At 46.0% G+C, this 14,888-nt stretch carries 17 protein-coding genes and 1 pseudogene; 11 read left to right on the top strand and 7 right to left on the bottom strand.

The window, feature by feature from the left end; genetic code table 11:
* Positions 1–63: 63 nt before the first annotated feature.
* Positions 64–1,200 carry an ABC transporter permease gene (locus tag KNQ03_RS08475; protein ID WP_214724360.1) on the bottom strand — a complete coding sequence of 379 codons (1,137 nt, stop codon included), beginning with the start codon at positions 1,198–1,200 and terminating at the stop codon, positions 64–66.
* Positions 1,197–1,931: an ABC transporter ATP-binding protein gene (locus KNQ03_RS08470; RefSeq protein WP_214724358.1), complete on the bottom strand. Its 735-nt coding sequence runs from the start codon at positions 1,929–1,931 to the stop codon at positions 1,197–1,199. Before KNQ03_RS08470 ends, KNQ03_RS08475 begins: the two co-directional genes overlap by 4 nt.
* Positions 1,932–2,247: 316 nt before the next feature.
* On the opposite strand from KNQ03_RS08470, the gene KNQ03_RS08465 reads away from it, so the two are divergent.
* Positions 2,248–2,496, top strand: a complete 249-nt coding sequence (locus tag KNQ03_RS08465) for a GlsB/YeaQ/YmgE family stress response membrane protein (RefSeq protein ID WP_023467349.1) — start codon at positions 2,248–2,250, stop codon at positions 2,494–2,496.
* A 33-nt stretch (positions 2,497–2,529) separates the two neighbouring features.
* Positions 2,530–2,781: a GlsB/YeaQ/YmgE family stress response membrane protein gene (locus tag KNQ03_RS08460; RefSeq protein ID WP_029340936.1), complete on the top strand. Its 252-nt coding sequence runs from the start codon at positions 2,530–2,532 to the stop codon at positions 2,779–2,781.
* 35 nt (positions 2,782–2,816) lie between these two features.
* On the opposite strand, the gene KNQ03_RS08455 is transcribed toward KNQ03_RS08460, so the two are convergent.
* Entirely contained in the window at positions 2,817–3,869 is a 1,053-nt protein-coding gene (locus tag KNQ03_RS08455; protein ID WP_214724356.1) for a TcaA second domain-containing protein, read from the bottom strand.
* 126 nt (positions 3,870–3,995) lie between these two features.
* Here KNQ03_RS08455 and KNQ03_RS08450 point away from each other — a divergent pair.
* From KNQ03_RS08450 to KNQ03_RS08435, 4 genes and pseudogenes are all read left to right on the top strand, one after another.
* A pseudogene (locus KNQ03_RS08450) lies at positions 3,996–4,424 on the top strand (HIT family protein); the annotation flags it as partial.
* A 114-nt stretch (positions 4,425–4,538) separates the two neighbouring features.
* A complete protein-coding gene (locus KNQ03_RS08445) occupies positions 4,539–4,880 on the top strand; it encodes a hypothetical protein (RefSeq protein WP_023467345.1) in 342 nt (113 codons plus the stop codon).
* Positions 4,881–4,963: 83 nt separating this feature from the next.
* Positions 4,964–5,533 (top strand): HTH-type transcriptional regulator Hpr, encoded by a 570-nt coding sequence (locus KNQ03_RS08440; RefSeq protein WP_023467344.1) that lies wholly within the window; start codon positions 4,964–4,966, stop codon positions 5,531–5,533.
* 259 nt (positions 5,534–5,792) lie between these two features.
* Positions 5,793–6,710 (top strand): peptidylprolyl isomerase, encoded by a 918-nt coding sequence (locus KNQ03_RS08435; protein ID WP_050677713.1) that lies wholly within the window; start codon positions 5,793–5,795, stop codon positions 6,708–6,710.
* Positions 6,711–6,770: 60 nt separating this feature from the next.
* On the opposite strand, the gene namA is transcribed toward KNQ03_RS08435, so the two are convergent.
* Entirely contained in the window at positions 6,771–7,802 is a 1,032-nt protein-coding gene (namA, locus tag KNQ03_RS08430; RefSeq protein WP_214724354.1) for an NADPH dehydrogenase NamA, read from the bottom strand.
* A 12-nt stretch (positions 7,803–7,814) separates the two neighbouring features.
* On the bottom strand, positions 7,815–8,735 hold the full coding sequence (locus KNQ03_RS08425; protein ID WP_029340932.1) for an HD domain-containing protein: 921 nt from the start codon (positions 8,733–8,735) through the stop codon (positions 7,815–7,817).
* Positions 8,736–8,839: 104 nt separating this feature from the next.
* Between KNQ03_RS08425 and KNQ03_RS08420 the strand changes: the two genes are divergently transcribed.
* From KNQ03_RS08420 to KNQ03_RS08410, 3 genes are all read left to right on the top strand, one after another.
* On the top strand, positions 8,840–9,745 hold the full coding sequence (locus tag KNQ03_RS08420; RefSeq protein WP_023467340.1) for a magnesium transporter CorA family protein: 906 nt from the start codon (positions 8,840–8,842) through the stop codon (positions 9,743–9,745).
* A 63-nt stretch (positions 9,746–9,808) separates the two neighbouring features.
* Positions 9,809–10,888: a DNA polymerase IV gene (gene dinB, locus KNQ03_RS08415; protein WP_029340930.1), complete on the top strand. Its 1,080-nt coding sequence runs from the start codon at positions 9,809–9,811 to the stop codon at positions 10,886–10,888.
* A 58-nt stretch (positions 10,889–10,946) separates the two neighbouring features.
* Positions 10,947–11,159 (top strand): YhzD family protein, encoded by a 213-nt coding sequence (locus KNQ03_RS08410; RefSeq protein ID WP_087679747.1) that lies wholly within the window; start codon positions 10,947–10,949, stop codon positions 11,157–11,159.
* Between the two features lie 51 nt (positions 11,160–11,210).
* On the opposite strand, the gene KNQ03_RS08405 is transcribed toward KNQ03_RS08410, so the two are convergent.
* The gene (locus tag KNQ03_RS08405) at positions 11,211–11,585 is read right to left on the bottom strand and encodes a YlbF/YmcA family competence regulator (protein WP_023467337.1); all 375 of its coding nucleotides are present in this window, start codon (positions 11,583–11,585) and stop codon (positions 11,211–11,213) included.
* 20 nt (positions 11,586–11,605) lie between these two features.
* On the bottom strand, positions 11,606–12,742 hold the full coding sequence (locus KNQ03_RS08400; protein WP_214724352.1) for a DUF445 family protein: 1,137 nt from the start codon (positions 12,740–12,742) through the stop codon (positions 11,606–11,608).
* A gap of 74 nt (positions 12,743–12,816) precedes the next feature.
* On the opposite strand from KNQ03_RS08400, the gene KNQ03_RS08395 reads away from it, so the two are divergent.
* Together KNQ03_RS08395 and KNQ03_RS08390 are read left to right on the top strand one after the other, a co-directional pair.
* Positions 12,817–13,650, top strand: coding sequence for a PucR family transcriptional regulator (locus KNQ03_RS08395; protein WP_050677719.1), 834 nt, complete (start codon positions 12,817–12,819; stop codon positions 13,648–13,650).
* A gap of 118 nt (positions 13,651–13,768) precedes the next feature.
* On the top strand, positions 13,769–14,875 hold the full coding sequence (locus tag KNQ03_RS08390) for an ABC transporter ATP-binding protein (protein ID WP_023467334.1): 1,107 nt from the start codon (positions 13,769–13,771) through the stop codon (positions 14,873–14,875).
* Positions 14,876–14,888: the final 13 nt, after the last annotated feature.

Below are 14,888 nucleotides of genomic sequence, written 5' to 3'. Positions count from 1 at the left end.
TAATTAGTAAAGACCAAGAGCCTACACGATGGATTCATCGCGTAGGCTCTTTCTAATTGTCTATCATTTTCGTGCATAATACTCACCGATCACAAGTGCCAACGCTGCTCCACCAACGACATAGAGGGATCCGCTTAAAAAGAATCCAATAAGTGTCAGTACGATACATTGACTGATTGCTGCGAAGCGGATGATTTTCCGTTTCGCCAGTACGGCATTTCCAAATGGTAATAGACGAGTCAAAAGATGCTGATCGACTGCTTTCGTGAATGGCGCCAACTGAAAACTAGTTAGTCCTCCGAACGCTGGAATCGCTAAGGCGACGAACCAAACATTTCCACTTGCCAACCACATGAAAACAGCTCCAATTAACGTCAAACGAACAATCAATCCGATCCCGTCTCCACTCCGGATGAACTGTTTGACATACAAGTAATCGAATGTCGTTTGCGCTCGATATGGAATCCGCTCGACCATGTTACTTAAGAGACGACGGCGTTTATACGTTGCCGATAGATGCGGCACATCGACGAACCAATTCGCTAATCGATAAAATCGATCGCGCGATTCCTGCTCAAGTGAAATCCATTCGCGTAGAGGAAGATGATCCTGACGCTTCAGATGAAGGACGACCATTAAGAGAAGTGCGACGACGATCGCCATCCACGCCATATCGATGATGACGAGAAGTGCCGCTCCGAACGCATATAACAGCACCGTCCGATGTGCAATTCCTTCAAGTTTTGATAAGTTCGCTGCTGCTCCGAACAGTCCAAGCGCTACCCCAAGTAAAACAAGTTCAAGTGGTGTCGTCTGTTCCGTTCGAACATAGAGAACAACGACAGCTAAAAATGGAATCACGGCACGGATGATACCAAAGACCGCATTGTACGCTCGTACTTGTTGCATAAACCCTGATAACTTCGCTAATACCGGTAACAAAAACACTTGGTCCGCCTCAACGAGAAACGTCCGACTCGTCCGGTAGAGCGGTAAAATCAGAAACAAGGCTGCCATGACGAACCGACCAGGAAACGATGGATCGAGTTGGTCGAGGAAACGACCGTATACGACTAAACCGTACAAAATAACGAAGTACACGGTGAATAATAGTCCACCATTCGCCATATACCTTGTGTATTTCACCGTCTCGGTCATCGCCGCCTGATACCGTTCCTTCCATAAGGACTGGCTGTTCATCGTTCCGCCTCCTCGATTGCAGCGACGTACAGATCATCTAGTGTTCCATCTTGTAATCCATATCGTGCGCGTAAAGCAGCTGTCGTCCCTTCCGCTGCAATGTGACCCTCATGCAAGAGTACGAAGCGATTACAATGCCGTTCTGCTGTCTCAAGGATATGCGTCGACATTAAAATACCTTTACCGTCTTGCTTGAGTTCACTAAAAATCTGTAATAACTCGCGAATCGCGAGCGGATCTAGTCCAACAAACGGTTCATCGACGATCAACAGCTCACTCCCTGTGACGAGTGCGCACAAGATCATCGCTTTTTGTTTCATTCCTTTTGAGAAGACACTTGGAAACCATTCGAGTTGCTTCGTCATCCGAAGTCGTTCAGCGTAATGTTGCGCGCGTTCTGTCGCGATCGCTTCTTCGACATCATATCCTTGCGCCATCAGACGAAGATGCTCCCGTAATGTCAGTTGTTCATATAACATCGGTTGTTCTGGAATGTATGCAACTTGGCGACGATAATCGGTTTCGTTCGTTACTAAATCCATTCCATTGATTCGAACTGATCCCGTCTTGACTGGCAAAAGACCGAGTATGTGCTTGATCGTCGTCGATTTCCCAGCACCGTTTAAACCAATTAAACCAACGAGTTCACCCCGATCCACTTCGATATTAATGTCATGAAGGACGGTTTTCGATCCATATCCGCCTGATAAACCTTTGATATCTAATAACATGTTCGCCACTCCCTTTAGGCTCATCGTAAAGTAGATTTGCTTCGTTTTTCTAGCTTAACGCCTAGTTTTTTAAAATATAATGTTTTAATACTTGTTTTTTCGGCAATTACTCTAAGTGTAATCGTTACATCAATATATGAAAACGATTTACATGTAAATTGAAAGTGAAATCAATGAATCGTCCATTCATTCTCTATCAAGTGGTCTAATTGTCTAGTCATTTAAAGAATGAACGATTTCAGATTTTTTCATTTTCGCACGTGTTTATAACTGCCTGAAAACAGGTAAAACTAATATGTAGAGGAGATGTTTTAAAATGGGTTTCTTATGGGCACTCATCATTGGTGGTCTCATCGGTTGGATCGCAAGTTTAATTATCGGGAAAGATGTGCCGGGTGGCATCATCGGTAACATTATCGCTGGTTTCATCGGTTCGATGATCGGTCAAGCCATCTTTGGTTCAATGGGACCAAAAATCGCCGGTTTCGCAGTCATTCCGGCTATTCTCGGAGCAGTCATCTTGATCTTCATCGTCTCACTTATTCTCCGGGCAGTACGTAAGTAATCATATATCTTAAATTGAAAAGGAGTGTTTTAAATGGGATTCTTATGGGCATTAATCGTTGGTGGTATTATTGGTTGGTTAGCAAGCTTGATTTTAGGTAAAGATGTTCCAGGTGGTATTATCGGTAACATCATCGCTGGTTTCGTTGGTGCATTGATTGGTCAAGCATTATTCGGAGATTGGGGTCCAATGGTTGCTGGATTCGCAATCGTACCTGCTTTACTCGGAGCTATCATTCTTATCCTCATCGTATCGTTCATTCTCCGTGCGGTGAATAAACGATAACCAAAAATCCTCGGACGTTCTGTCCGAGGATTTTTTTAGTCTTTTAATTGTAACCACATGCCGTCTTCTCGCTCGACGACACGTTTTTCTGCTCGCAGATTCAACCATTCGAACACACCTTCGAGAAAACTAGACGGATATTCCCAAACGGTACCGACTTGCTCTCGCTTCTTTCGTTCTGGTTTTCCAGCGATGGCTTCAAGTTCATCCGGAGTCTTATTCAATCGGATTAACAATTCTTCCACCTGCCCCGACTGATAGGTTACTTCATATCCATCGTACCGCGCTCGATTGGCAACGGTCGAATCAGGCGTGCCGAACGTATTCTCAAACGAGTCACGCGAACGTCCAAGATAGCCAGTCATCGTATCGATACTTTTTCCAGTCCGGGCTTTCACTTCCGTCTCAAGTAACGTTTTGATATCGACTGCATATTCGTTCGAAACGGTCGTATTGAACCGATCAGCTAATTTAAAGTCGACTGTCGCGTTCGGTTCATCTCCGAGTTGTACAGTCTTTGATTCCTGGACGGTCTGTCCTGATTGTTCCGCACTTACTTGAACATCGTACTCTCCAGGAGAACGCTTGACTTCAAGAGATTTCTGATCGATCGTCCCGACTTCTTCTCCATCTAGTGAAACCTTTGTTCCCGGTAGATCACTCGAAACGGTTAACCGTTGAGGATTCACATCGAGAGAGTACCGGTCATACCAAAGCCATCCATCCTCTTCTTGTAACGAAAACAGATGTGTCTTTACTTGCTTACCTGCGTCTTGATCCTGTTTGACTTGTGCGATGACCCGGTCCGTCCGCTCTGTATCAGCCGTCAACCAGTTAACGAGTCGCGTCGCCTCACTCATCGGTAGTGACTTATCGTTCATCGTGACTAGCTTTTGGAATCCACGCTGATCCTTTTCCTTTAACAAGGTAGCAAGACGCTCGTCTGTTTTCTCCATTTTCGCCGCTTCTTGCATGTTACGCCCAAACCAAAAGGCAACGAATAAGAAAAGACCGACGACGATAACGCTACCGACGAGCAGACGCCGTTTTCGTTTTTTTTGTGCCGTCGAGGCTACTCGTGATGCCATGCAGTTCGCTCCTTCCCTTCAGTAGCTGTATGTTTCTAAGTGTATCGGGTTCAATTTGACTGTCAATCGTGCGGAAGTCGGAAACTTTCCGTATACTAATGTTATCTTACCCAAAGGAGTGAACGTTCCATGCAAAAAGAGTCATGTATCTTCTGTAAAATTGCTCGCAAAGAAGTCCCTGGTCATATCGTATTCGAGAACGAACAAGTTCTCGCCTTCCTCGATTTGTCACAAGTGACGAAAGGACATACGCTCGTCATCCCAAAACAACATGCCGATAATTTGTATGATCTTTCTCCTGAACAAGCACAAGACGTATTTGCGACGATCCCGCAAATCAGTCGTGCGCTTCAACAAGAGACAGAGGCAGCTGGCATGAATCTCTTATCGAATACAGGAAAAGTAGCAGGTCAATCGGTCTCCCACTTCCACCTGCACCTCATTCCGCGTCACGATAAACAAGACGGTTTCGGCGCGAAATGGGAAGTTCATAATGACGATTACACGGTAGAGGAATTGGCTGAACTCGCTAACTCGATCGCTTCTCGCATCTAAGTCTGTTCTTTTTCTTCTATTCTTAGAAAAATATTGCCGAAATAGGTTTCTTTCATTCGATTTTCGGTAAAATAATATGAAACAAATATTTTAATATTAAAAAGGAGGTTCAATATGTCGAAGCGTCCCGCCCGTAACTGGGTCGCTTTTGGTGCTACGCTAACACTTGTGACTTTTTACGGTCTGAAGGCGCTTCGCCAAGGTACGAAAAGCGACTCTTCGAACGGTCATCAACGTCGAAATTCTTATTCTACAATCGTAACGAATGTGCAGGATTTGACCCAGGAGGGCAAGAACTTAGTAGAGACAGCAAAAGCGTCTGGTATGCACTTCAAAGAAGAAGTCATGCAGAGCGTCTCGGAATACCAAACGGAAGTCCAAGCATCGCTCACGAAGATCCAGTCTCTCGCTGATGAAGCGAAACAGGAAGCAGACCAGCTTTCTCCACAAAAGTAAGATCCGTTGCTTCGATTTGTTTTTGTATAGTTTGCATTTTGCGCGTTTGAGCCATTGTCACCTTTCGAAAGGATGAGTCAGATATGGAACACGAAAAGTTATATCCTGGACAAGAGGCTTTGTTGTATAGCCACAAGATTGTCCAGTTAAGCAAAGCACTATGGAAAACGGTAGAAAAAGATTGGCAAAATTGGATCAAGCCTTTTGATCTGAACATCAATGAACATCATATCTTGTGGATTTCGCACGCGCTAGGCGGTGCCTCGATTTCAGAGATTGCGAAGTATGGTGTCATGCACGTCTCGACGGCGTTCAACTTCTCGAAGAAGTTAGAAGACCGCGGACTGTTGACGTTCTCAAAAAAGGAAACAGATAAACGAAATACCTACGTCCAGTTGACACCAGAGGGCGAATCACTCTTGCTTGAGACGATTCAAGCGTTCCGCCCTGAAGAAAACGGTGTCTTCCGTGCATCACTTCCTCTTCAGGAACTGTACGGGAAGTTCCCGGAATTAACGGACATTTCTGCGATCGTACGTCGCTTGTATGGCGACAGCTTCATGGACATATTCGCTGAGACATCAAAGATGATCACAGAAGAAGCAGATCGTCGCCCTCAAGATCCAGTCATGGACTCAATCAAAAAAGCATAACCTTACTAAAAGCGTTTTAGCCTCTAGCTAGAATGCTTTTTTTAGGTCTTTTTTCCTCATGACAAGGACATTACTACTATGTCTCAAGAGCGTTATTTCCCTCACAATTTCCCATAAAAATTATCCTCAACCGGCTACTTGGATGTGATAGCATGGAAAAGAGCAAGTATCTCTCGGCATGACAAGATACAGCTGTCAACCAGACGAGAATATGATATGATAAAACGGTTGAAATAAATGGTAAATTAGGGGTGTATGTATGAAAAAGAAATTGTTAGGCGCAGCAGCAGTCGCAAGTGTATTTACGTTAGCAGCATGTGGATCAAATGACGAAGCCGTCATCAATTACAAAGGTGGCGAAGTCAACAAGGCTGACGTCCAAGAAGAAGCATACGAAAAAGCTGGTGCTCAAATCGCCTTCCAGCAAACGATGAACAAATTGCTTGAGAAGAAATACGGCAAAGAAGTCACGGATAAAGAAGTCGAAGCAGAAGTCAAGAAGACAAAGGACCAGTTCCCGGATAAAGAGCAGTTCAGTACAACATTGAAATCTGCTGGAATCAAGAATGAAAAAGAATTCGAGAAAGTTCTTCGCACACAAATGCTCTTAACGGAAGCAAAATCTGCGAAATCAAAAGTAACAGATAAAGAAATCCAAGAGCGTTTTGACCAAGAAAAAGTCGAAGTTAAAGCAAGCCATATCCTCGTTGCGAAAGAGTCAGAAGCAAAAGACATCAAAAAACAATTGGATGACGGCGCGGACTTCGCGAAACTCGCAAAAGAGAAATCAACAGATACAGGTAGCGGTACAAAAGGTGGAGACCTTGGATACTTCACAAAAGGTAAAATGGTCAAGGAATTCGAAGATTATGCGTTCAAGGATGGCGTTGAAGGTAAAATCTCCGATCCAATTAAAACACAGTTCGGTTACCACATCATCAAAGTAGTCGATCGTAAAGAAAAGAAAGACTTTACACTTGATAAAGAAAAATCACGCATCAAAAAAGCACTTGCTGAAGAAAAAGCAGCACAAGTCAACCCGAACGATATCTACCGTTCACTCATGAAAGAATACGATGTTAAAATCGAAAACAAAGACTTCAAGGATGCTTTTGATTTAGACAAACAAGAACAACAACAAATGCAACAACAGATGATGCAACAACAACAGCAGTAATCAAAAAAGGAAGCCTTTAGGGCTTCCCTTTTTTGTGTCGTTTTTTCATATGATTAATAGTTAGCGTACCGTCCGAATCGGTGCTCGTTCGTATTGTTTCGGCAAGGCGACCGTGTCTCCTAGTTCGGCTGCCGCATGATAGACCCAGTAAGGCTGACGCAGTAACTCACGTGCGAGCAGTACGATATCCGCCCGACCGTTACGGACGATTTCTTCTGCATGGGCAGCTGTCGTGATCAATCCAACCGCTCCCGTGGCGATACCTGTCTCTCGTTTCAACTCTTCCGCATAGCTCACTTGATAGCCTGGATACACTTCCGGTACGGCATTGGCGACGACAGCCCCTGAACTGCAATCGAGTAGATCGATGTTACGTGCTGCTAGTTCTTTTGCAAGTGGAATATAGTCCGTTGCCGTCATTCCTCCTGTTGCGTGATCCGCTGCTGAAATCCGGACCCAAATCGAAAGCTTCGAGACTTCCTGAATCCCATCAATGATCTCTAGCAACAAGCGCATCCGATTTTCAATCGATCCACCGTATTGATCCTCGCGGACATTCGATAACGGAGAGAGGAACGTGTTCAATAAATAACCATGAGCCCCATGAATTTCAATGAAATCGTACCCTGCTCGTTCCGCACGTAGTGCTGCATCGATGAACTGTTGTTTGATCGTTGCGATTTCCTCAAGCGTTAATGCTCGCGGATGACCGTATGTGTCATCAAACGGTAAAGCACTCGGTGCGACGGGTGGTTCTGCCGTCGTACTTTTGCGCCCAGCATGGGCCAGTTGAATGCCTACTTTTGCACCCGCTGCTTTGACTTGCTCTGCGATCCGTTGTAGTCCTTCGATATGCGCATCTGACCAAATCCCAAGGTCACCGGCTGAAATACGACCGTCTGGCGTGACGGCACTCGCTTCTAAGATAACACCACCGACACCACCCATTGCACGGGTTGCATAGTGCGTGACATGCCAATCCGTAACGAGTCCATCTTCTTTTGCACTGTACATACACATCGGCGCCATGATGACCCGATTGCGGAATGTCAACGTTCCGAGTTGAACCGTATCAAACAACTTCGTCTTCATCTTTTTTCCCCCTTATAGCTTCGGACGATAAAAAGCACGATTATCTAGTGCAAATGATCGTTCCGAGAACTGTCCTGGCTCGACATATTCAAGGAGACGATCCATCATCGTCATCCGTGCATCAAGGTTATCGATCAAGAACAAGACTTCTGCCTCGCGCATCTGTGGTGCGACGGCAGAACCCCATTCCGGTCGTCCGTGATGACTTAAGACGAGATGTTGCAAGACCGTCAGTACTTCTGCGTCAATTTGTAATTCTGCTCCGACTTTCTCAAGTTCCGCTACCATCATCGTAATATGACCGACGAGTTTACCAGGCAACGTATATTCCGGTGCAACCGGATCGGATAACTCCTTGATTTTCGCATAATCGTGCAGAATGATGCCACTGATTAGCACGTCACGGTTTAAGGTCGGATAGAGTTGAGCGATTTGATCCGCTAGACGCAACATCGAAAGGACGTGGTATGACAGCCCCGAGTAAAAAGCATGATGGTTCTTGACCGCTGCCGGATGCGTGAAGTAGGCGTCGAATCGTGAAGTAATCAAATGTTTAACGAGCTTTTTCATATCACTGTTCTGAATCGATTCTACGAACGCGAGTACTTCCGTCTCGATCTGCTCTCGCGGAATCGGCGCGGATTGGACATAGTCCTCGACATTCGTCTCCTCTAGGACCGTGATTTGTTTGAGCTTGAGTTGTGTCCGTCCCCGATAGTCCATGACTTCTCCAGCAGCATGGACGATCGACTTCGGCGCATATTTTTCAAGATCACTCGTATCCCACATCTTCGTCTCGATTTCGCCTGTCTTATCCGTCAAGATGAGCGTCAAGTATGGTTTCCCATTTGCTGCAATTCCTTTGACCGCTTGCTTGATCATCGCTCGTTGATCGAGCGTTTCTCCAACTGCTAATTTACCAATTCCTTTCATACTTGAAACACGTCCTTTATCTGTAAAATAGGTGTCTTTTTTATATTCCATTGACTACACTTAAGGCATATACTATTTCATTCTACTATATGGGAGTCATGAACATGGAACTGGAACCTCAATTTAATTGGTCTCGCTATCTCGATTTAGCTGACTATGAACAAACATTTCCGACGGCTGCCGTCGACCAATCCGAAATGGACTGGGTGACGCAGCTGCGATCGAAAGACATGAACTTCACCCGCTCGGAAAAAGGGGTTCTCTATGGCGCTGTCGTCACCTGGCAAAATCCTGTCGACAAAAGTGACCGCCGCTCGATTTGCTTTTACGTAACGAAAGAAAAACTCATCACAATCGGATTGTCGGATTCGATCGTGTCCCTGGTCGCTCCCTATTCTCCCGCGCATCCCTTTGCGGCTTTTTATACGATTCTTGCTTTACAGCTGAACACGTATTTTGCCGGTATCGATCAGTTTGAGACTGAACTGTTCTCAAGACAAGATGAACTACGTGGCAGCATCAATGAAGATTCGCTCGATAGCATCTTCGCTTTACGCGACACGATCGAGAACTGGTCCGATTTAATCGTTCCGTTTCAAGAGCTCGTCATGGCTGGTGAAGAATCATTTCTCGACGAGGACGCGTATCTCGAGGATCTCTCGTTGAAACTAGCTACGAAACGTGTCCGCCGTCTGTTGATGCTCATTGAACATTATCAAAAAGACATTGAGGTCCTGCTCGACTTATCGACGACCGTCTCGAACTTCCGTGGAAACGAAATCATGAAGGCATTAACTATCTTTACTGCCGTCGCGACACCAACGATGGCTCTCGGTGCGATTTGGGGGATGAACTTTAAAATCATGCCGGAATTAGAATGGAAATACGGTTACGCCCTATCCCTTGGTCTAATTTTTCTCTCGACCGGTGGCATCTTCTACTGGATGCGCTGGCGTGGATGGTTAGGCGCTCTTGTTCGGATGCCAAAGAACAGTCGACCAAAAAAATAGATATCAGAACATAAGTTCGTTATACTAATTGTATCATATCTACTGAAAGGAGACGCTTGTACGATGGAACGAAAAATCATTCATATTGATATGGACGCCTTTTACGCTTCCGTCGAGCAACGCGATCGTCCTCGATTAAAAGGTGTTCCCGTCGTCGTCGGTGGACCGCCTCATGCACGTGGTGTTGTAGCGACCTGTTCCTATGAAGCACGGAAATACGGGATTCATAGCGCGATGCCGTCACGACGTGCCTTTCAGCTCTGCCCCCGTGCGGTCTTCATTCGTCCCCGCTTTGACGTCTACCGGGCTGTCAGTGCGCAAATTATGGCGCTTTTCCGAGAAGTGACACCGCTCGTCGAGCCTCTCTCGCTTGATGAAGCGTACCTCGACGTCACGGAAAATTATTTTGATCAAAAAAGTGCGACCTATATCGCGCAATATGTTCTTCAGCAAATTAAAGAACGGACAGGTCTGACAGCCTCTGCTGGTGTTTCGAACTCTAAGCTCGTCGCGAAGGTCGCTTCCGGATACGAGAAACCGAACGGGTTGACGGTCGTTCCTCCAGAGGACGTCCTCAGTTTCTTGTCTCCATTAAAAATTGGAGATTTACATGGCGTCGGAAAAGTCACGGAACAAGCGTTACGAAAACAAGGAATTGAAACCGTCGCAGATGTCCAAGCAATGCCGGTCGAACAATTACGAGCATTGCTCGGACGCGATCGCGGAACGGAACTGCATGCAATGGCGCATGGCATCGATGAACGTCCCGTTCGTCCGGAACGCGAGCGAAAATCAATCGGTTCTGAGACGACCTTCGAAGAAGATACGGAGGATATCGATACGATATTCGAGACGTTGATTCGAGAATCAAAATCCGTCATTGCGAGTCTTCAAAAAAAAGAACTCGTCTGCCGAACGATCACGATCAAGTGGAAGACCGATACATTCCAGTCACGTTCGAAACGGCATACATTTTCAGAAGAGACGGCGGACGAAGAACGATTACTTGAGGAAACAACGAAACTGTTCAATGGCATCACCTTCGACGGACCGATCCGCTTGATTGGTATGACGGTCAGTCACCTGACTACTCCTCCCGCTGCGCGACAGTTGACGTGGCAAGACTTAGACTTGCGCTTGTAAAATGAATGGTGATTCACTATACTAAATACAAGACCGATCAGACAAGGGAGGAACAAGTATGCAGTATACGATTACAGTCTTTTCAGATCGTGGTGAAACGTTACTCGATGACGTCTTTGAAGCAGAAACAGATGGACAGGCACGAGAAGAAGGGATTCGGCGTCTTAATGAGAGTGGGTACGCCCATCATGCAGCACGTGTCACGCGTTCCGGTCGTCTCATTCATTTCGAGCGCGCTTATTTGCCACGGATCGTCCCTACTTCATCTTGAGCCATACAAAAAAGGAAGACGCGCCACTATGGCCGTCTTCCTTTTGATTACTTATTGAACGTCGTCTTGTTGCTCCATCATTGGCGCGTAGAGTTCTTCTAACGGCTTCATGATGATTTGTGTGACTTCCGTCAGCATCGTGTGCATCCGTTGCTCTTCTTGCATCAGCTGACTGATTAGTGGGTTGTTTTGTACTTCAAGCATCTTTGTTTGGGCAGATGCCATATCGTCTGGTGTGATTTCTTCACCTTGCATCTGTTTTTGTTGTAATTCGAGTTGGATGTTACGGAACGACGCGAACAATTCGTTTGATTCCGGATCCGCGTTAACTTGCGTGTACAAGTCTTTTAATGTCGTATACTCCGAAGTTTCACGTAATGCACGCTCCAGTGTGTACGCGTGATCGTATAAGTTTGTTTCTGCCATGAGTAAAACCTCCAATTTGTTTAGACGAGATAAAGCCCCGCCTGTATCAATCCAATTAAACCACCTAACAACCCTCCAAGCCAAGTGATAGCCCGGAATTCTCGCTTAGAAATCGATAAGACGATTTCTTCGAGATATGCAGTATCCAGCAAACCGACCTCTTCTCGAACAATCGTTTCGAGATCGAGCGTCTGCAAGATTTGCCCGATTTGATTCGTCGTCCGTTCGAATAGATGATCGATGACGACAGGGACATGTTGCTCGAGTAATTGTGATTCGAGTGGATTCAACCAGACGCGTAATGGTGTAGCAAGCATCGATTCAATCGGTAAACGCGCCAAGACTTGTTCTTTGACGGTCTGTCGAATCCGCGACTCCGTCTCTTCCGTCATATAGGACGACAGTGGACGATCCAGTCCCTTTTGCAATTCCTGACGTAATAAGGCAAGGATAAACTGAGACGTCGACTCTGATTGAAGTACCCGTTTCAGCTCCGGCTGAATCATATCAACGACGTTGACGTTCGCGAGCAACATCCCGAACATCCCACCTCCGAGACGCTGTTGGATGAAACGAGCAACCGTTTCCTCGAGTTGTAGACGTCCTTTTGGTCCATCAAAATATTCCTCTGCTTGGTGCAATACGGATGTGACGAGTCTTGGCATGACCTCCTCGATTTTTTGTTCTCCGGCTTCCCCGATCAACTCGCGTAAGGATTTTTCACGCCATTTACCCATGAGGAGCGAAAACTCCTGCTCCAAGTGATAACTGATTTTCCCTTGGATCCGTTGTTTGGGTTCGTCGATGAAGCGACTAATCCACGCTTCCGCCGTCTCTTCCGAGCGTGTCCATTTCATGACTTCTTGTTCGACAAGTCGCGTGACGGCTCCACGAACAGCTGGTGATGCGAGACGTTTCCCGATCCCTTCTGGCGTCAAGAGATGCTTGACGACCGTCCGTCCGAGATTCGCTGCCAGTTCATCCCGCCGTTTAGGAATCAGACCAGGTGTAAATGGGATGCGAAATTTTCCGATGTATTTCGGTTCAAGTGGTCGAAATAACATCCGAATCGCTAAATGATTCGTAATTGCGCCAATCAGGGCCCCAATGACGATGATTCCGACAAGTTTCAACACGAGTAAAAACGTATCTGACATAAGTTATCATTCCTTCCGATTTTCGACTTATGGTAAAGTCGAGATAGTTATGTACGATTTAGGGGTGATGCCGTGTGTTACGACAACTGATGACTGTATTCAATGACCAGCTTACGACCGATCCGAATGTTTATTGCCAGGAACAGTATAGCGTATATCGCCTTGAAGATGGACTTTGTTTTGGAATCAAGGCGACTGCCATCTCTGACCGTGAACAACAACTGCTTGATGTATTCGCTGAACGCATCATCACGACGTCGCGGTCTGATATCGATCTATGGCGAGAGCGTATCCAATCTGCTCATGCCCTCGAAGATCAGTCGTTCCGACTTGTCCATTTTTTGTTCAATCCAACCGATGAACGGACAAGTGAAGAAATTCAACAATTGCTCTCCTCTTTCTTTTCGCAGACGAGCATCCTTATTCCTTTTAGCACACACCGCTTCACGGTCGTCGAACGCGAAGAGTTTGTCATTGAGTCTGAACTATCCGATTTATTTTTAGCGTTACAATCTGATTTTGTACTCGACGGTAAGGTATTGCTTGGTCAACAACGTGCTGCAGGCGATATCGCCGTTCAGTTCCAACTTGAACAAGCAGCGCTTGCTTTCGTTCCTTCGATGCACATCGAACGCTTCTTGCCTGCCATGATTCGTCTTGCGAGTCTAGATGACCGGCACCGCGCGACACTCGTCGATCAGTTCATTCGTTCCCTTGAGGCAGAGTCTCGTGAGACAATCCTTGCTTTTTGCCGAGCTAATTTGAACGTCTCCCTGACAGCAAAACATCTATTCTTACATCGAAATAGCCTCCAGTATCGACTCGACCGGTTGACGGAGCAGACTGGAATCGATGTTCGCTCATTTGAAGGTGCTACTTTCCTCTATACCTTACTTCTTGTAGCATGATGCCTAATTGAAAACGTTTGCATTTAGTCAGGTTGTCCATAGGCAGACTCCCTGACTTCTTTTATACTAAATCTTGTAAGCGTTATTATTTCATCATTTACATTAGGGGGAACTACACATGGCTGAAATTCGTCTTGAACATATCGATAAAATCTACTCAGGTGATGCAAAAGCGGTTGATGACTTCAACCTTCACATTAAAGATAAAGAATTCATCGTCTTCGTCGGACCATCAGGTTGCGGTAAATCAACGACGCTCCGGATGATCGCTGGGCTCGAAGAAATCTCAGGTGGGGATTTCATCATCGACGGTAAACGCATGAACGATGTAGCGCCAAAAGATCGCGATATCGCGATGGTCTTCCAAAACTACGCGCTGTATCCACACATGAACGTCTTCGATAACATGGCATTTGGATTAAAGCTTCGGAAGTTCCCTAAAGATGAAATCAAGCAACGCGTTGATAACGCAGCTCGTATCCTCGGTCTTGAAGAATACCTCGAGCGGAAGCCAAAAGCACTCTCTGGTGGTCAGCGCCAACGGGTAGCGATTGGTCGCGCCATCGTTCGTGATGCTAAAGTCTTCTTGATGGATGAGCCGCTCTCGAACTTAGATGCTAAATTACGTGTACAAATGCGTAAGGAAATCATTCAGTTACACAAACGTCTTGAGACGACGACGATTTACGTTACGCACGATCAGACGGAAGCGATGACGCTTGCGACACGAATCGTCATCATGAAAGCGGGTATCATTCAACAAGTCGGTACGCCGAAAGAAGTCTATGATCACCCAGATAACATGTTCGTTGCCGGATTCATCGGTTCACCATCGATGAACTTCTTGACAGGTAAATTAGCGGAAGACGGTCTCTTCCACGTTTCAGGAACAGAAGAGAAGTTCGAAGTACCAGAAGGAAAAATGAAAGTTCTCCGCGACCGTGGTTACACGAACAAGGATCTCGTCCTCGGAATTCGTCCAGAGGACATCCATGCGGAATTGATCTACCAAGACACGAAAACAGCACACCGCTTCCCAGCACATATCGAAGTATCCGAATTGATGGGTGCAGAGTCTTACCTCTACTCAAAAGTCGGACAACAAGCGTTCACGGCACGTGTTGATTCGCGTTCACACGTCGAGATGGGATCGCAGCTTGATCTCTTCTTCGATATGACGAAAGCACACTTCTTCGACTCTGCGACGGAAGCAACGATCCGTTAATCGCATCATCGAT

Source organism: Exiguobacterium sp. s143 (assembly GCF_018618895.1).
In the GTDB taxonomy this organism is placed as follows: Bacteria; Bacillota; Bacilli; order Exiguobacteriales; family Exiguobacteriaceae; genus Exiguobacterium_A; species Exiguobacterium_A abrahamii.
Note: the sequence above shows the minus strand (reverse complement) of the source record. Positions and strands in the feature narration are given on the sequence as shown.